We start from the raw sequence: 18,433 nt of genomic DNA, 5'->3' as shown, positions 1-18,433 counted from the left end.
AGATTTATTGCAGATTGTTTATCGAAATTTAGCACCAAATTCACAACCACCAACATATAATTTATAACTTATTAACCAGCTCCGCTAACTGTTTTGTTAGGTTTTTTCTGGAATATTGTTGCAAACCAACACCGTTAGCCTGTAACTTACCCTCCAAAAACTGATTATAAAAGTCCAAAAGTACACTTTTTAACTTCGCTTTTTCAGAATAGTCAAAAAATACTCCTGTATTCGTTTCTTTTATAATATCGGCAAAATCGGAACCCTGAGGTCCTATGGCTACTATTGGGCGATTAGACACCATATATTCGAATAATTTACCCGGAATTATACTTTTAGTATCTTCCGAATTAATCTCGATTAAAAGCAAAACCTGTGATTTCTTTTGATGGGCAATTGCCTCATGATGCGAAACATACCCCAAAAGATTCAGATAAGCATTCAAATTAAACTCCCCTATAGCATCTAATACTTCCTGACTAACTGCGCCAATCAATTTAATTTCTAAATGTCTTTTAAAATCCGGAATTTCCTGAAGTAATTCTACGAGACATTCCCATAAAAATGGAGGGTTTCTGTCGGATAGAAAAGATCCAATGTGTGCCAAAGTAAATTTGGTATCTAAAGTCTGTTTCTCTACATTCTCGATATCATAACCGTTTGTAATCACCGAAATTGGCTTATTGGTGATTGCTTCAAACTCTGTTTTCGTAGTTTTACTCGTAACAATTATAGTATCAGCACTATTCAGTACTTTATGCTCGAGATCTTTATGCTTTTTAGCAGCATAATCAGACAGGCGTAATGCTTTATGATATCCAATTGTAGTCCAGGGATCGCGAAAATCAGCAAACCATTTTACATTCAGCTTTTCTTTTAACTCCAAACCTATTAAATGTAAACTGTGCGGTGGCCCCGAAGTAACTATCGTATCAATATTATTCTCTTTGATGTATTTTTCGAGATAAGCTACAGAAGGTTTTACCCAGAAAACACGGGCATCCGGAATAAATAAATTGCCTCGTACCCAAAGAAAGGTTTTATCTAAAAAGGTCTGTTTTTTTTTGTGCGGGAAAATTCCGGAACTAATTTTCTTAGTTTTATTTTTTGAAAAAATGGAAGCCAATTGATAAGGCTCCCAGATTTTATTTTTAAGGACAATTACTTTATCAGAAATCTGACTAACCAATCCTTCATCCACAATTGGATACGTTGGGTTTTCAGGAACATAAACGATTGGCTGAACACCAAATTCCGGTAAGTACTTTGTAAATTTTAACCAACGCTGTACGCCTGGACCTCCAGCCGGCGGGAAATAATAGGTAATGATTAAGAGTTTTTTTTGTTCCATCAGATTTCATTCATTTCACAGAGATTCACCAAGTTTTCACCAAATCCCACAAAGATCTTTAAATTATTTTAGCGTATCTCCGTGATTTCTTTGTGAATTTTTGCGGAAGAACTTTTCGAAATAAACTCCTCCAATTAAAAGAAGAAACATTCCAATTGAGCTTGCCAATGTAATCAAACTACCAGTTTTTACGACCTGTGGTTCAAATTTAAATTCGATTGTATGCTCTCCACCAGGAATTTCCATAGCTCTTAAAACATAATCAACCGGGAAATGATCCGTTAGTTGACCATCAATATAGGCATTCCATCCATCTTTATAATAGATCTCAGAAAAAACAGCCAAACCATCTTTTCCATTATTCGATTTATATTTGATATAGTTGGGCTTGTATTGTACTACCTGAATGGTACCAGTGGTATCCCATTGTTTTTTCATTCGGGCATTCTTAAATTTACTTTCGTGCTCGTGAACATTGAAAACTGCCACTGTTTTAGTATCAATATGATCCAGAGCCTTCATTACATCATCTGGTTTGTTTACCAATTTTACAGCACTAACAAACCATGCATTTCCGTTTGCATTTGGATTTATAGTCGGAAACTCTTTTCCTTCTTTATCCGTCTGGATGATATATTTGACATTTAACATGTCTAAAACTTCGACATTATTTTTTGCAATCTGATAGTCAAACAACTGTTGCATCCTTCTTGGTTTTGCAGCATGATATCCTCCCAAAGAATGGTGGAAATAAGAAGCACGTGCACTGGACATATTACCATTTACTTCAAAAACTCTGTAATGTGTGGTATCCTTTAAAATCTGAACATCAGAAGGTGTTTCCTGAAATGGTGCTGCAATTTGTACCGGACTCACAAAATCTTTGGCCGAAACATATTTTTTATCCACAAAGAACAAATCAAAAATCATTAGAATACCAACGATAATTAAAGTAGTATTTTGAGCCAGTTTGTTTTTAATGAACAACCACAAGATTGCAAAAGTAACTACAATAAAAAAGCCTGATCTTAATAAATCAGCAGAATATAAACTCTTCCTGTCTTCTTTCAACGCATCTACAAAAGCGGGTCCGTAACTTTCTAAGAAATAATTATCACTACTTCCTGTAAAATGGAACATACTCTTAGCGAAGACTAAAATCAAAATAACGCCCAATCCAAAAACTCCCGTTTGCACGAGTGCTTTTTGTTGCAATTTAGGATCTTCTTTTGCTTTAAAAAACGATTGTAATCCCATAACAGCCAAGACAGGGAAACACAGTTCAAGAATAACCTGAATTGATGACACTGCTCTAAACTTATCATACATTGGAACGTAATCGATAAAAAAGTCTGTCAATAACGCGAAGTTTTTCCCCCAGGAAAGCACTAATGAAAATAATGCTCCGGTAAGAAATACGTATTTTATTTTTCGATCATCAATAAACAAAGCTAAAACCGCCAAAAAGAAAACCACAACTCCAATATAAGCAGGAGCCGCAACAATAGGTTGGTCTCCCCAATACGTAGGCATTCCGGACACGAAATCCTGTGCCTGCTCTGATGGTACTCCCTGCTCAATCATAAACGAATACATACGACTGTCAGTCCCCACATTTTCATGATTGGAGCCACCAAAAAGTCTTGGCGCGATTAAGTTAAAACTCTCAGCAATTCCGTAACTGTATTCTGTGATATATTCACGGCTCAAAGCATTCTCATTCGTCTTTTTAGAGCCATCAGGATTGAAAGTCAATTCGCTGTTGCTACGTGTACTAAACTTAGCATATTCGCTGGTCGCCAACAAATTAGTTGCATTGGCACCAATAGCAAAAATTCCGGCTACCGCCAAAACACCAATTGCCGTTAAAAGCGGTTTAAATTCTTTTTCTTTAATGAAGTTAAACGCAAAATAAGCGGAAAGAATCAATAAGAAAATTAATAAATAATAAGTCATTTGAAAGTGGTTGGCATTAACTTCTAATGCAACCGCAAACATGGTGAGCAATCCTCCCCAAATATACTTTTTCTGAAAAACCAGTATAAATCCGGCAATAACAAGTGGCATATAAGCAATTGCATGTGCTTTTGCATTATGTCCAACACCAAGAATGATAATTAAGTAAGTCGAAAAACCAAAGGCAAGCGCCCCGATAAATGCTTTTAAGGGATCTGTTTTTAAAACTAACAGCAAACCATAAAATCCTAAAAAGTATAGAAATAAATAATCAGCAGGACGAGGCAGAAAACGCAAAACATCGTCTAATTTGCCTACAAAATCATTTGGATAATTTGCCCCTAACTGATAGGTTGGCATACCACCAAACGCAGAATTTGTCCAATAAGGTTCAGCATGTTCTGCTGCTCTAAAATCGTTTTGCTCTTTGGCCATTCCGGTATATTGAGCAATATCCGACTGGAAAATTTGTTTTCCTTGTAAAACTGGATAAAAATAAATTAAAGAAACGAGGATAAAGCCCAGGATAACAAGGGCATGCGGATAGAACTTATTTACTATTTTCAATTTAGGCTGGTTTGGGTTAAATGATGAATCCTATAAATCTAGGTCACAAATTTAATCTATTTCTTCGTAATCAACATAATCGCCAACCTTTTTGGTTTCACGGGATTTTTTTGCATTGGCCGTATCGATAATAATTTCATCATTATTAGTACGTGTTTTTTGCCATGTAGTATCCTGACTATATTGTTGTTGTCTCTGAAAATTCTCTCCAGCTTTTTCGACTGCTTTCTTCACCAATACCGGTAAAAAGATTCGTGCTAAAAATTTAAAAATATAATAAAACGCAATGATCCACATTATCGTTTTAAACAGATTTACAAAAGATGCTTCTTGCATGATCATATAATTTTTTTCCAAAATTAATAAATCCATTGTTTAAAATTAAAATATCAATCTTAAATAAATAATAAAATATAGTACATTTGAAATGCGTTATTACTTTTTAATTCAAAAACACGTGTATGTTAAAAAATAAAACCTTTTTTATTGTAGCTCTTTGTTTATTCCCACAATTATTTTTCGCGCAGTATACCGATGTCATCAATTCAAACCGTCCAGGTGAAACAATGTCTGCGTATGCTGTTGGAAAATCAGTTATACAGGCAGAACTTGGTGTATATGGCATCAAAGAAAAACACAATCTGCTGGATTATGATGCAAGTGGTTTTGGTACCGATCTGACGATTCGCTACGGAGCTTTTTTAGAAAAACTGGAGTTTATTGTCGATTTGCAATACCAAATGGAGAATTTTGACACTCCCTATACGAGCTACAAAAAAAACAATTTCAGACAAACGGTTTTAGGAGCCAAATATCTAATTTACGATCCCTATAAAAATTATAAAAAAGAGGCTAACATCTACAGTTATAAAGCCAATCATAGCTTTAACTGGCACGAGTTGATTCCGGCAGTATCCTTGTTTGCTGGTGCCAATTTTGTTGGTGCTGATAATCCTTATTCATTTTCTCCACAATCGAGTATTTCTCCAAAAGTGATGTTGATTACTCAAAACCTTTTTGGTGGCGGGAAATGGGTTTTTGTTACCAATATTATTGCCGATTATATTTCAACAGACTACCCGAGCTACGGCTATGTACTTACACTTACACATGGATTTAACGATAAATGGTCGGGCTTTGTGGAAAATCAGGGCTATAAAAGCGATTTTTACAGCGATGCTATTGTACGTGGTGGAGCAGCTTACCTCATCAACTCCAACCTTCAGGTTGACGCATCTGTAAGTACTAATTTCAAGAACACACCTTCTATATTGTATGGAGGCGTTGGTGTTTCCTGGCGTTATGATGGGCGTTATAAAGAAAATCAGGTACAATCTAAAAGAGAGGAAAGAGCAAAAAAGAATAAAGACAACGAATTAGAACAAAAAGAAATAGATTACCAGGCAAAAGAACGTAAACGTAAATCGAAATACGAATAAAATTTTAATAACTAAACGCTCAGTAAGGAGCACTATTTACATACAGAATCTTAATGATTACAATTAAAGAAGCCATAACCAAAAAGGAATTAACTGACTATATCAAATTTCCGTTTTCACTCTATAAAGACAATCCATACTGGGTGCCACCTATTATCGCAGATGAATTGGAATCTTTTGATAAAACTAAAAACCCTGCTTTTGAAAATGCCGAGGCCTATTTTTATCTGGCTTATAAAGACAATGAGATTGTAGGAAGAATTACCGCCATTATCAACTGGTCCGAGGTGAATGATCAGCATAAAAGAAAAGTCCGTTTTGGATGGTTTGATGCAATCGATGATATTGAGGTTACAAAAGCATTACTTGATAAAGTGTATGCATTAGGAAGACAGCACAATCTCGAACATGTTGAAGGTCCAATGGGATTTTCGAATTTAGACAAAGTTGGGGTCCTTACCGAAGGCTATGATCAGTTGGGAACTATGATTACATGGTACAACCATCCCTATTATGTCACACATTTTGAACAATTGAGTTTTCAGGTTGAAAAAGAGTACCTCGAAAGCATCTTTCCTTTTTCAAACGTAAAACCTGAATTTTTCCTTAAAGCACAGGAACTCATCAAAAAAAGATACGGCTTACGCTCATTGACTTTTACCAAAACAAAAGACATCATGCCTCACGTAGACAAAATGTTTGATTTGTTTAATGATTCATACGCTAAATTAGCTTCGTTTGTAGCAATTTCGGATGTTCAGAAAGAATACTTCAAAAAGAAATACATCAGCTTTATCAATCCGGAATATATCAAGTTTGTGGTTGACAAAGACGATAATCTGGTCGCCTTTAGTATTGTAATGCCTAGCTTTTCTGAAGCTTTACAGAAAGCAAAAGGAAAATTATTTCCGTTTGGATTTATTCATTTACTAAGAGCCCGTAAAAAGAGTAAAGATGTTGTTTTTTACCTGATTGGAGTGCATCCCGAGTATCAAAACAAAGGAGTTACTGCTATTATTTTTGATGAATATTATAAGACTTTTTCCGAAAAAGGGATTCAAAATTGTATCAGAACCCCTGAATTAGCTGATAATACAGCCATTCATTTACTTTGGAAAAATTTCGACCCAAAAGTGCACTGCCAGAGAAAAACGTATTTAAAATACTTGTAAATAGTTTTCAGCATCAGTCGCAGTTAACAATTTTACCCATAAAAAAAATCCATTCGTTACACGAATGGATTTTTTTTTACTTTTTAATACAATTAGAGCTTACTCTGCTTTGCAATCTACTTTAGTCAGAACATTTTTCTGATCAAATTTCAACTGTTTTTTATCTTTAAAAGAGAACTTCCCGTTTACTTCGATTACATCGCCATAGCCTTCAATAAAAGCTCCGTCCTTTTTCAAAAATGCAACTTCCCTCACAGATGTAACTCCTTCAGATATGAAAGTATAATCTGCAATTAATGTATCACCTTTCATATTTCCAATCAAAGCTCCTTCGTTTCTATCCTTCCCTGATATGTTATAACTTAGTTTCCCGTTTACTTCCTGATGAGAATTGACATTAAGACTCATCTCAGTCACGCTATTACGAGTTCTTGATGCATAACATTGATCTCCTGCCGGTTCAGCGATCTCAGCTTCTTTTGGCGGACTTGGTGCTACCTGCACCGGATCGGTATCAGTCGTTTTTTTACAGGAAATAAAAACAGCGAGCATTATCATGGATATTACTATTATTTTTTTCATAATTGATATTTTACTGATTTTGAATGATAAAAGTACCCCAAATAAAAAAAATCCACTCGTATAACGAATGGATTCTTTTATATAATTCCCATATCAGGAATTTATTTCTTTAAAGTTTTACGAAACGTCAACAGTGGTACGTTCAGCGATTTCTTTATAAGTTCCGTTTACTAATTTTTCACGAATGGCTTCAAAAGCAGTTAACGTTTCATCAATATCAGCTAATGTATGAGAAGCTGTTGGAATCATTCTTAACAAAATAATCCCTTTTGGAATTACCGGATATACCACGATAGAAAGGAAAATACCATAATTCTCTCTTAAATCGTTTACCATTACCATTGCTTCAGGAATACTTCCTTCCAGGTAAACTGGTGTAATACAAGTATTAGTATCTCCAATATTAAATCCTTTTTCTCTTAAACCGTTTTGTAATGCGTTTACATTCTCCCAAAGTTTATCTTTAATTTCAGACGAATTACGCAACAACTCCAAACGTTTCAACGAACCAATTGTCTGGATCATTGGTAATGCTTTAGCAAACATTTGCGAACGTAAGTTATATTTTAAGTAATCAATTACTGTTTTATCTGCCGCTACGAAAGCTCCGATATTAGCCATAGATTTTGCAAAAGTCGAGAAGTAAACATCGATATCATCCTGAACCTCCTGCTCTTCACCTGCTCCGGCTCCTGTTTTACCAAGTGTACCAAAACCATGTGCATCATCCACTAACAAACGGAAATTGTACTTTTGTTTCATTGCAACAATTTCTTTCAATTTTCCTTGTTGCCCACGCATTCCAAAAACACCTTCGGTAATAAATAGAATACCGCCACCTGTTTCCTGTGCCATTTTTGTAGCACGTTGCAGGTTTTTTTCCATACTTTCCAGATCATTGTGCTTGTAAGTAAAACGTTTCCCCATATGCAAACGCACACCATCGATGATACAAGCATGAGAGTCAACATCATAAACAATGATGTCATTTTTAGTCACCAAAGCATCAATAATAGATACCATTCCCTGGTAACCAAAATTCAATAAATAAGCTGATTCTTTCATTACAAAAGCAGCCAATTCTTCTTCTAATTGTTCGTGGTATTTTGTATGTCCAGACATCATACGAGCTCCCATTGGGTAAGCAGCACCAAACTGAATCGCAGCATCTGTATCTGCTTGGCGAACTTCTGGATGATTAGCTAAACCTAAATAATCATTCAAGCTCCAGTTTAAAATATTTTTTCCGTGAAATGTCATTCTAGGACCCAACTCTCCTTCTAACTTTGGGAAAACATAGTAGCCTTCTGCCTGAGAAGCCCATTTTCCTAATGGTCCTTTATTGTCCTGAATTCTTTCGAATAAATCTTTTACCATAATATATTGTGTAGTACTATTTTTATTTTATACAGGGTGCAAAATTAATGATTATTATTCTAAAATCAGGTTTGCCATTTATTTTTCTTGAAAAATAATCGGAATTCAATCTTTATGAAAATTTCTCTTAAAAGCAATATGAATTTTAACAGATTTAAACTTATAAAAAAACCAAAAGTTCATTCCGTTAATTCAAGTCCTAAAAAAAGATAAAATATGATTTTTTGCTCTAAAAAACAAACTAGTCTTTTATTTTAGAACTCATTATTAAAATTAATCCCAAGACCAAAAGCAAGCTGAAAACAAAAATACTCTCGTAATATCCCGAAATCATTCCTCTTCCAAAATAAAGAAGTCCGCCCTGAAAGAAAAGTAGAATCTCTGTTGCCATATATCCCAAAATAAATATTTTCACTCCCACTTTTAAGATAGAAGAATTACCGGAAAGAATATTCTTCTGAAGTAAAATTCCAAATAAAAATCCGGTGATTATTCCTAACGTGGTTAAGTGAATAAAGCCAATTACAAAATTTCTGATTTGATGCGAAACTTCAGTGATATCAGGAATGATCGTCAGTAATTGAATACCAACCTTCAATCCTAAAGAGAAAAGAGCCAAACCATAAACCATTTTTGTGGTTGCATCTAAACTTGCCTTAAAACTAGTTATTTGAAGTCGAAGCATTTTATAGAAACAAACAAAAGCAAACAACTGCAGCACTACACCCAAAGCATTTATGTAGTTTAAAACATTATTTTCTATAAACCAGCGAACCGGAAACAAAACGGTTAAAAGTGTTGAAATAATGAGAAGGGAATAAAATCTTTTGAATTGAATTTCATCTATTTTCTGTTGAAATTGTTTTAAAAACAATGCCAAAACAGCAAACAAAAACCAGCCATTAAACTGAAAATGTATAAAAAACTGTATGGCAATTTGATAAAAAGCACTTTGTTTGCCAAGTGTACTCACAGCCGGGCCTAGGCACCATACTCCAAAAGTAGACAAAACCATAAACAAAAGAGCCGTTCTTAAAAATCTTAGCGCTGGCGTTTTTTCTGTGTCACTATCCTTCCACACCAATCGGCAAAAAACATAACTCAACAAAATATGCAGCGTTGAAAACACAATCGAAAACAATGCATAACCTTGAATAGGAAAGGCAATCATCATTCCGATAATTGAAAATTCTGTCAGCCAAAATAAACGATTGTAAACCGGCTTACGCCTTTTCTCCTTTGAAATAAAAAAATGAACAACCAAAACATAAATTATCAGATAGACCCAGCCCAGCATTGCAACATGAGAATGCGCATGAAGCAGGAAACTGTAATTTATAAAATCTAAAGAAAAAAGATACATCAACCGCATTAACAATCCAAATAAACAGGCAATCAGAAAGTTAAAAAAACAGCAAATAATCCAGGTTTTTTGAGAATTCATATTATGTTTTTTTTTGAGCTAAACCCAATTCATTAAAAGTAACAAATAACAGGCGATTTATATGCGTACAAAACACCGATAATAATCTGTTTATTGACATTTATCGGTGTTCTTCTCATTGTTTATATTTATTTCTATTCTACTTCAGCAAATTCTTTTTCTAAAAGCACTGCTTTTGGAAATAGTATATTATTTTCCAAATGAATGTGTTTGTGCAGGTCTTCTTCAAATTCCTTAAGCATCGCAAAAGTTACTTTGTAAGTTGTACAGGCATCTGCCGGAGGCGTGTAGTTTGTTGTCAAGGAAGCAATTTCCCTAAGACGTTCTCCTTCATTATCATGTTCGTGCATCATCATTGCAATTGGATTTGATACCGTTTCAAATGAAGGCTGATGCAGAATACCGTCAGTTTCTTTCGTTTTTACCATTCTTTTTACAAACGGAAATAAAATCAATTCTTCTTTTTTCATATGCTGAGACAATTCGCCGACGCATCCTATGAACAATTCATTTATTCTAAACAATTCCGGATGACTGGCACCATGAACCTTGCATAATTTATCTAAAAAAGCCAGCAGAGTTTGTGATTTTTCTTCAACATATCTATGATGTGTTTTCTCAATATAATCTGCCAGTAAGTCTAAAGGCCATGAATTAAAGTCGATGACATCATTATTTTCTGATTCTAAAACCTCATAAACACTTTGTATTAAGGCATCAGAATTTATATTTTGTTTTTCGCAGACTTCCGTTACTGTTCTGTTTCCTTTACAACAAAAATCGATTTTATATTTTGAAAATATAGCAGCTGTTCTAAAATCTTCCGCCACAAATGATCCTATTGTTTTGTTTTTTAAATTTTCCATGATAATCAATTTTAAATTTTATTTATTTTATTTTTTAATGTGAGATCAAATACAAACCATGCCATAGTAATAAACCCTATTCCGAAAATAGAATCTCCAATAGCACGAAGCCATTTTAATGTAATCATAGCCGGTTGCTGCATCAATTCTGATGAGCGGGCGTACCACATTCCATGCTCGATGCTTTCAATTGCCTGCCACACTCCAATTGGAAGTAAACTCAATATGGCCATTAAAAACAGTCCAATATTTAGCGACCAGAAAGTAATTTTAAGCAGTTTGTTGTTCCAGTTTACGTTTCTGTATAAACTTCGCAGCACAAACAATACAAGCCCAATTCCTAACATTCCATAAACCCCGAACAAAGCCGTATGCCCGTGAAGTGGAGTTGTATTTAAGCCTTGTACATAATAAAGTGCAATGGGCGGATTAATAATGAATCCGAAAATCCCGGCTCCCAGAAAATTCCAGAATGCCACCGAAATCATAAAATAAATAGGCCATTTATAATCTGCAATCCACTGAGTCGATTTGGAAATTTTATAGTTTTGGTAGGCTTCAAATCCTATTAGGGTTAAAGGCACTACTTCAAGTGCACTGAAAGTAGCTCCCAAGGCCATAATTGCTGTTGGAGTACCTGAGAAATACAGGTGATGAAATGTTCCCAAAATTCCGCCAGACATGAAAATTATGGTGGCAAACAAAACATTTAATGTTGCCATTTTTGTTTTTAACAATCCCAATCGAACAAATAAGAAAGCCATAACAACGGTTGCAAATACTTCGAAGAAACCTTCAACCCAAAGGTGCACTACCCACCATCTCCAATATTCTGCAATGGCAAGGTTAGTTTGTCGCCCCCACATTAATCCGGCACCATAAAACATGGCAATTGCCGCACAAGAAATTAGAAACAAAATGATGAGATTTTTTTCCTGCGTTTTTTTCTTTAGAATTGGAATTAAAGGTCTAACCATCAATGTTAACCACAAAAACAATCCAACTAAAAGAAAAATCTGCCAGAAGCGGCCTAAATCAACATATTCATAACCCTGATGTCCAAACCAGAAATTTTGTACTAAATTTAATTTTTGCATCACACCAAACCATTGCCCGACCATTGAACCTAAAACAATAATCAATAAGGCGACAAACAAAAAGTTGATTCCGAAGCACTGAAATTTTGGATCTCTCCCTGAAACTGCCGGCGCGATATACAATCCTGTTGCCAGCCAAGCCGTTGCAATCCAAAAAATAGCCAATTGGGTATGCCAGGTACGTGTGACTGCATAAGGTAAAATCTGATCAATAGGGATTCCATACAAACCATTTCCTTCAACACCATAATGCGCTGTTATGATTCCGAATAGCATTTGCAGAATCATTAATAAACTAACGATCCAAAAGTATTTCACAACCAGTTTCATCGAGGGTGTTTTTCCCTGTTTAATTAACGGATCTTCTTTTGGAAGCGGAAATTCTTCTTCCTCCCCTGATTTTGCGTGATAAAAAACTAAGATCCCGATACTCAAAATCAATAAAATAATACTAACTCCTGACCAGGCTAAAAGTTCTTTAGTAGCTTTGTTTCCAACCAATTCATCTGAAGGCCAATTGTGCGTATACGAAATATCCGAATCGGGACGATTGGTAACCGTTGCCCAGGTGGCCCAAAAGAAAAATGCATTCATTTTTTGCATTCTTACTTCATCTTTAATCGAATTTTTCGGAATCGCATATTCTTCTCTCAATTTATCAAACTGAGGATCATTTGTAAACAGCCCTTTATAATATTCACTTAGATTTTTAATTGCTGCCACACGATTTTCAGATATTGCAAGAACACCCGAAGCTGCATCGTATCGATTGGTTCGTAAATCTTTTTGCAAACGAACTTTTAATGCTGCTTGTTTCTCAGCATCAAGCTCCTCAAATTTTTTATTAAAATCTTCTTTCGCAAATTTATCCAATATAAAAAGCGCTTCCCGATGCAGCCAATCAGCAGTCCAGTCGGGAGCAACGTAAGCTCCGTGTCCCCAGATAGATCCTACTTCCTGACCGCCTATACTTTGCCATACATTTTGTCCGTCTTTAATTTCCTGTTCAGAAAAAATAAGTTTTCCACTTTCAGAAATCACTTTCTTAGGAACTGGTGGTGCCTGTTGGTAAATTTCGTAACCATAATAACCCAGTACTGCAAATGATATACTCATTACCAATGCAAATACGATCCATAATTTTTTTTCTCTTTTCATTTCTTTTTGTTTTAATAAAAGATAATTTTATCCTTTATTAGTTTTAAAAAAAACTCCAATCTCATTACCTATTGGAGTTCTTTACTGTTTACTCAACAATTAATACACCTTTCATCAAAGCCACGTGACCAGGGAAAGAGCAAATAAACTTGTAAGTTCCTTTTTTATCAATTGTAAATTCGATCGTATCTTCTTCACCACCTCCAAGTAATTTTGTATGGGCAATAATTGAAGCTTTTTCAGATGCCGGAATATAATCACTCGCTTTTGCCTCATTTGCTTTTAAAGCAAAAGCCGCTTCATCTGTTCCTTCCTGAAGGATAACCAAATTGTGCCCCATTGCTTCTTTTGGAATTTTCCCAACATGTTTTAAAGTAAGTTTAATTGGTTTTCCTGCCACAGCTTTCAATTCATTTTTATTGAACTGCATTTGGTCATTTCCTTCAATGACTAAAACATTTTCTACAGTTGCTTCAGGTTGTACACCTTCTGACTCTGTATTATTTACTTCTGTTGGCTGCTCCACTGGTGTCGTTTCTTTTTTTCCGCAGGAAGTTATCGTTAAAAGTCCCATTAGCGCTACTAGTGAAATTTTGGTTTTTGTATTCATTTTTAAGGTATTTATTTAATATTATTCGTTTGTAATCAATGTTTTCAAAAAGAAATCACCCGATTTTACCCCTAAAGCAAGCTGTTCTAAAGTTGTTTTAGTAAGCATTTCCAAAAGAAGACCTCTTATTTTTTTAAATTCATAGTGAACGGGACAAGGATGCTGTTCTGAACATTCTTTAAGTCCAATACCGCAACCTTTGTAAATTTTATCGCCATCTATCGCATCGACAATCTGAATTAATTTTATAGATTTCAGAGCTTCGCCCGAAACTTCAAAACCTCCTCCTACTCCTTTTGCTGAATGTATAATGCCGTTTTTTGTCAAAATCTGCATAATCTTAGCAGTAAATGGCTCGGGTGAATCTATCTCTTTGGCGACGTCTTTTATTCCAACCCTTATACCTTTAGAAGATTTGGTTGCTATAAAAATAGAAGCTCTAATTCCGTACTCACACGCTTTTGAAAACATATACTGATTGATTAATTCTTTACAAATGTATTTATTTTTATCATAAAAGACAAAATTATCTTTAATTAAAATTCAGCAAAGAAATTCTTATTTATAACCAAAATAATTAAGACGCTCTAAAACACTTATTCAGCACCAAATTCCTAAAAAACAAATTTTAAGTTTAACTTTGAAAGTACTTAAAAAAAATTAATCTCTAAGACATGCCATTAAGCAACTCAAAAGATTTAAAATTAGCCGTTCTAATTGACGCTGACAATGTACCCTACAGCAATGTAAAAGGAATGATGGAAGAAATTGCGAAATTTGGGACACCAACCACAAAACGTATTTACGCTGACTGGACAAAACCAAATTCTAACGGCTGGAAAGGTGTTTTACTTGAACATGCCATCACTCCGATACAGCAATACAGCTATACTGTTGGAAAAAACTCTTCCGATTCTGCTCTAATCATCGATGCGATGGATTTACTTTACTCCGGGAAACTAGACGGTTTTTGCATTGTTTCCAGCGACAGCGATTTTACACGTCTTGCCATTCGATTACGAGAATCAGGTATGAAAGTAATTGGTATTGGAGAAAAGAAAACCCCAAATTCTTTTATTGTTGCCTGTGACAGATTCATATACATTGAAGTTCTGGACGGCGCTATTCAGAAGAAGAAACCCAAAGTTACAACTACAACCGACACTAAAAAACCGGCCGAAAAACCTACTGAAAAGGCACTTCATAAAATTGACAAACAAACAATCGAGCTTATCGAGGCTACCATTGAAGATATTGAAGACGACGATGGCTGGGCATTTTTAGGAGATGTTGGAAATCTTATTGTAAAGAAAAAACCAGAATTTGACCCTAGAAATTATGGTTTTTCAAAACTTACTCCTATGTTAAAATCACTGACCGATATTCTTGAAATTGACGAAAGAGAGTCGGATAAAAAAGGAATTAAGCACGTTTATGTACGCCTGCGATTCAATTGATTAAAAATTATTACTCTTTAAATACTTGTAAACATGAGAAAAAAATTCTTCATCTATGGATTCTTATTGTTTCTAATTGTTTTAGCAATTTATCTTTACACGAAACGAGGTTTTTTACTGGTGATTATTCTACCCATATTATTAGTGGTAGGTATCTACAACGCTACTCAAAAAAAACATGCAATTTTAAGAAACTTTCCGGTTTTGGGCTATTTCAGATATTTATTTGAAATGATTGCTCCCGAAATCCAACAGTATTTTATTGAACGATCAACCGATGGAAAACCATTCTCCAGAAACCAGCGCTCTATGGTTTATCAAAGGGCTAAAAACATCGATTCAAACACGCCTTTCGGAACGCAGCAAAATCTGAATCATGACAGTTACGAAGGAATAAAACACTCCATCTTTCCCGCAAAAGTTAACGAGGAATTGCCTCGTGTACTGGTGGGCGGAAAAGACTGCAAACAACCTTATCTGGCCTCACTATTTAATGTTTCGGCAATGAGTTTCGGTTCACTAAGTGAAAATGCCGTTCGTGCCATAAATATTGGTGCTCAAAAAGGAAATTTCTATCAGAATACCGGAGAAGGTGGTTTAACCGAATTTCATCTTGCGGGTGGCGGCGATATCACCTGGCAAATTGGTACCGGTTATTTTGGCTGTAGAGATGATGAAGGTAATTTTAATCCTGAAAAATTCTCAGAGAAAGCCAATCTTCCAAATGTAAAAATGATAGAAATTAAACTTTCTCAAGGAGCAAAACCTGGCCATGGCGGAGTACTTCCTGCCAAAAAAAATACAGAACAAATTGCCAAAATAAGAGGTGTTAAGCCACATACAATGATCCTTTCTCCTCCCGGACATCATGCTTTTTCAGACAGCAAAGGGCTTATTCATTTTATTGCACAATTACGTGAATTGTCAAATGGAAAACCTATTGGTTTTAAATTATGTATTGGAAATACAGCTGAATTTGAAGCCATTTGCCACGAAATGATCGCAGAAAATATTTTTCCTGATTTTATTACAGTTGATGGTGCCGAAGGTGGTACGGGAGCTGCTCCGCTAGAATTTGCCGATGGTGTAGGAATGCCGTTTGAACCTGCACTAATATTCGTGAACAAAACATTAATTGGTTTAAATATTCGTGACAAGATTCGTATTATCGGAAGCGGAAAGATCATTTCCGGCTACTCCATTCTACATGCCGTAGCCCTGGGAGCAGATATGTGCAACAGCGCACGTGGTTTTATGTTCTCATTAGGCTGTATCCAGGCATTGCGCTGCCATAATAACGAATGCCCAACCGGAGTAGCAACTCAAAACAAAATGCTGATGAAAGGTTTAGTTGTAACCGACAAATCCGATCGTGTGTATCATTTTCATAAAAATACATTACACTCTGCCAATGAACTTTTAGCTGCCGCAGGTAAAAAAAGTTTTAGCGAGGTCGATATCAATATTTTCATGCGTGGTGATGAATTTGGCAATTTATCCGATAATTACTTCCCGGATAACCTAACCAATGTAACCAAACATTAAAACAACAAAAAGCCTCTTTACAACTTTGCAAAGAGGCTTCCTTTTTAAATGTTATCTTTAGATTCGATCTCTAATTGAAAATATAAATTAATTCTGTATCAATTTAGTCATAACTTCTTTGTTTACAATCTCTTTTGCCAGAACAGTATTATCGTTTGCTAAAAAGTAAACATGAAACTGCACACCTTCTTCAACCAGTTCTTTAAAAATTTGATCTTTACCAATCAGTTCTTTCAACAGTTGAGGAAATTTCTCCTGAGCCTCTTGCTTATTAGGTTCAGTTTCCGGCAAATCCGTTTCAAATCGCAATTCAATTTTATTGTCGTTTATATACCCTCTGGCGGTTGTGAGTGTAACATTTTCGCTTTTAAAATTTGCAGCGGTCGCATTGTACGAAGCAACATATTCCTGAAGTTTTTGTTTCGTGTTTTTACAGCTTATCAAAAGCAAAACCAAACTTACAGCAAATAAAACCCTACTTATTCTTCTGATCATAATTTATAGTTTTTAATTTTTAATTTTTTGAAGTCTCAGCAACTCTTCCAAACAGTAATAACTGGCATAATTGATGGAGCAATCAATTTCACTCCCACCTTGTTTGTGACCGGTGGAATGAAGCAGAAAAGCCGAATTCATAAAGCCGCTTTGATACTGTTCTGAAAGTGAAACGGTCCTCTTTTTAGATTTCACACAACACTCATACAACTCTTTTTTAAAAGACCTTTATATAATCGATAAATGTATAAAATAAGTAGAACCCATCCGAATATTTGTACTTTTGTTTACCTAATATAGATAGATACTAACATCTACAATTAAAATTACAATTGAAAAATAGCCGCATTTATTATTTCATTTTCCTAATAGGAGTCATCTTTCTAGGCCTCTTTTCAAGAAAAATCCCTCAAATTCCGCTATGGCTTGGTGATTTTCTTTATGCTGTAATGATCTATCTTTTAATTCGAATGGTGTTTATTTACAAAAAAGCATCCCAAATTATGGTCATATCTTTAGCTATTTGTTACAGTATAGAATTTCTTCAACTTTATCAGGGAAACTGGATGATTGAACTTAGAAAAACTCTTTTTGGAAGATATGTTCTCGGACAAGAATTTATATGGACCGATCTTGTTGCTTATACTTTTGGTATTATCACTATCTTTAGTATTGAAAAAAATCACCTTAAACCTAAATATTTATGAAACTCGTTTTCGCATCAAACAATTCAAATAAAATCAAGGAAATTCAGAGTATTCTTAAAGGATCTATACAATTATTAAGTCTTTCAGATATTGGCTGTTTTGAAGAAATAGAAGAAACGGCAGATACGATTGAAGGAAATGCAATTTTGAAGGCCAATTACGTAACAGAAAAATACGGATACGATTGTTTTGCAGACGATTCAGGTCTGGAAGTTACCGCATTAAATGGCGAACCCGGTGTATATTCGGCCCGATATGCAGGCAAACAGCGCAATGCCGATGACAATATGAATAAGCTTTTAGATGCCTTAAAAGATAAGTCAGACCGCAGCGCCCAGTTCAAGACCGTTATTGCCTTAAACTTAAAAGGAGAACAACATTTGTTTACCGGAATCGTAAAAGGGAATATCACTTTGAAAAAAACCGGAGATCAGGGTTTTGGATACGATCCTATTTTTCAGCCTGAAAATTATACACAAACATTTGCCGAATTACCATTGGAAACCAAAAATAAAATAGGGCATCGTGGAAAAGCAACCCAGCAACTAATTGATTTTCTGAATTCAACCAAATAATTGTTTAAAATACAACATTTTAGAGTACAAAATTG

17 protein-coding genes are annotated in these 18,433 nt (G+C 34.9%); 6 read left to right on the top strand and 11 right to left on the bottom strand.

Features of this window, described 5'->3' with window-relative positions:
• Positions 1-61 precede the first annotated feature (61 nt).
• From OGZ34_RS12365 to OGZ34_RS12355, 3 genes are all read right to left on the bottom strand, one after another.
• Positions 62-1,351: a glycosyltransferase family 4 protein gene (locus tag OGZ34_RS12365; RefSeq protein ID WP_263360390.1), complete on the bottom strand. Its 1,290-nt coding sequence runs from the start codon at positions 1,349-1,351 to the stop codon at positions 62-64.
• Positions 1,352-1,414: 63 nt separating this feature from the next.
• The gene (locus tag OGZ34_RS12360) at positions 1,415-3,874 is read right to left on the bottom strand and encodes a YfhO family protein (protein WP_263360389.1); all 2,460 of its coding nucleotides are present in this window, start codon (positions 3,872-3,874) and stop codon (positions 1,415-1,417) included.
• A gap of 51 nt (positions 3,875-3,925) precedes the next feature.
• The gene (locus OGZ34_RS12355) at positions 3,926-4,246 is read right to left on the bottom strand and encodes a DUF4834 family protein (RefSeq protein ID WP_263360388.1); all 321 of its coding nucleotides are present in this window, start codon (positions 4,244-4,246) and stop codon (positions 3,926-3,928) included.
• A gap of 89 nt (positions 4,247-4,335) precedes the next feature.
• Between OGZ34_RS12355 and OGZ34_RS12350 the strand changes: the two genes are divergently transcribed.
• A complete protein-coding gene (locus tag OGZ34_RS12350; RefSeq protein ID WP_263360387.1) occupies positions 4,336-5,313 on the top strand; it encodes a transporter in 978 nt (325 codons plus the stop codon).
• A 53-nt stretch (positions 5,314-5,366) separates the two neighbouring features.
• Positions 5,367-6,485, top strand: coding sequence for a GTP cyclohydrolase (locus tag OGZ34_RS12345; protein WP_263360386.1), 1,119 nt, complete (start codon positions 5,367-5,369; stop codon positions 6,483-6,485).
• Between the two features lie 99 nt (positions 6,486-6,584).
• Here OGZ34_RS12345 and OGZ34_RS12340 read toward each other — a convergent pair whose 3' ends face one another.
• The 7 genes from OGZ34_RS12340 to OGZ34_RS12310 form a co-directional block, all read right to left on the bottom strand.
• A complete protein-coding gene (locus OGZ34_RS12340; protein WP_263360385.1) occupies positions 6,585-7,067 on the bottom strand; it encodes a hypothetical protein in 483 nt (160 codons plus the stop codon).
• Positions 7,068-7,184: 117 nt separating this feature from the next.
• Positions 7,185-8,444: an aminotransferase class I/II-fold pyridoxal phosphate-dependent enzyme gene (locus OGZ34_RS12335; protein WP_263360384.1), complete on the bottom strand. Its 1,260-nt coding sequence runs from the start codon at positions 8,442-8,444 to the stop codon at positions 7,185-7,187.
• 241 nt (positions 8,445-8,685) lie between these two features.
• Positions 8,686-9,888: a hypothetical protein gene (locus OGZ34_RS12330; RefSeq protein WP_263360383.1), complete on the bottom strand. Its 1,203-nt coding sequence runs from the start codon at positions 9,886-9,888 to the stop codon at positions 8,686-8,688.
• 134 nt (positions 9,889-10,022) lie between these two features.
• Positions 10,023-10,754: an iron-sulfur cluster repair di-iron protein gene (gene ric / locus OGZ34_RS12325; protein ID WP_263360382.1), complete on the bottom strand. Its 732-nt coding sequence runs from the start codon at positions 10,752-10,754 to the stop codon at positions 10,023-10,025.
• 11 nt (positions 10,755-10,765) lie between these two features.
• Positions 10,766-13,009, bottom strand: a complete 2,244-nt coding sequence (locus OGZ34_RS12320; protein ID WP_263360381.1) for a nitric-oxide reductase large subunit — start codon at positions 13,007-13,009, stop codon at positions 10,766-10,768.
• An 88-nt stretch (positions 13,010-13,097) separates the two neighbouring features.
• A complete protein-coding gene (gene azu / locus OGZ34_RS12315) occupies positions 13,098-13,619 on the bottom strand; it encodes an azurin (protein ID WP_263360380.1) in 522 nt (173 codons plus the stop codon).
• Between the two features lie 21 nt (positions 13,620-13,640).
• Positions 13,641-14,090, bottom strand: coding sequence for an RrF2 family transcriptional regulator (locus OGZ34_RS12310; RefSeq protein WP_263360379.1), 450 nt, complete (start codon positions 14,088-14,090; stop codon positions 13,641-13,643).
• 203 nt (positions 14,091-14,293) lie between these two features.
• On the opposite strand from OGZ34_RS12310, the gene OGZ34_RS12305 reads away from it, so the two are divergent.
• Both OGZ34_RS12305 and OGZ34_RS12300 read left to right on the top strand, forming a co-directional pair.
• Positions 14,294-15,076, top strand: coding sequence for an NYN domain-containing protein (locus OGZ34_RS12305; RefSeq protein WP_173966887.1), 783 nt, complete (start codon positions 14,294-14,296; stop codon positions 15,074-15,076).
• A gap of 33 nt (positions 15,077-15,109) precedes the next feature.
• The gene (locus OGZ34_RS12300; RefSeq protein WP_263360378.1) at positions 15,110-16,621 is read left to right on the top strand and encodes an FMN-binding glutamate synthase family protein; all 1,512 of its coding nucleotides are present in this window, start codon (positions 15,110-15,112) and stop codon (positions 16,619-16,621) included.
• Positions 16,622-16,708: 87 nt separating this feature from the next.
• Here the strand turns inward: OGZ34_RS12300 and OGZ34_RS12295 are convergent, their stop codons facing one another.
• Complete coding sequence (locus OGZ34_RS12295) at positions 16,709-17,116, bottom strand: hypothetical protein (protein ID WP_173966889.1); 408 nt, start codon at positions 17,114-17,116, stop codon at positions 16,709-16,711.
• Positions 17,117-17,565: 449 nt separating this feature from the next.
• Between OGZ34_RS12295 and OGZ34_RS12290 the strand changes: the two genes are divergently transcribed.
• Positions 17,566-17,823 (top strand): ribosomal maturation YjgA family protein, encoded by a 258-nt coding sequence (locus OGZ34_RS12290; protein ID WP_317853258.1) that lies wholly within the window; start codon positions 17,566-17,568, stop codon positions 17,821-17,823.
• Complete coding sequence (locus OGZ34_RS12285; protein ID WP_263360377.1) at positions 17,820-18,398, top strand: non-canonical purine NTP diphosphatase; 579 nt, start codon at positions 17,820-17,822, stop codon at positions 18,396-18,398. The genes OGZ34_RS12290 and OGZ34_RS12285 overlap by 4 nt, the downstream gene beginning before the upstream one ends.
• Positions 18,399-18,433: the final 35 nt, after the last annotated feature.

It is taken from the genome of Flavobacterium collinsii (assembly GCF_946903285.1).
GTDB lineage: Bacteria > Bacteroidota > Bacteroidia > Flavobacteriales > Flavobacteriaceae > Flavobacterium > Flavobacterium collinsii.
This window is presented reverse-complemented; position numbering and strand designations above follow the sequence as displayed.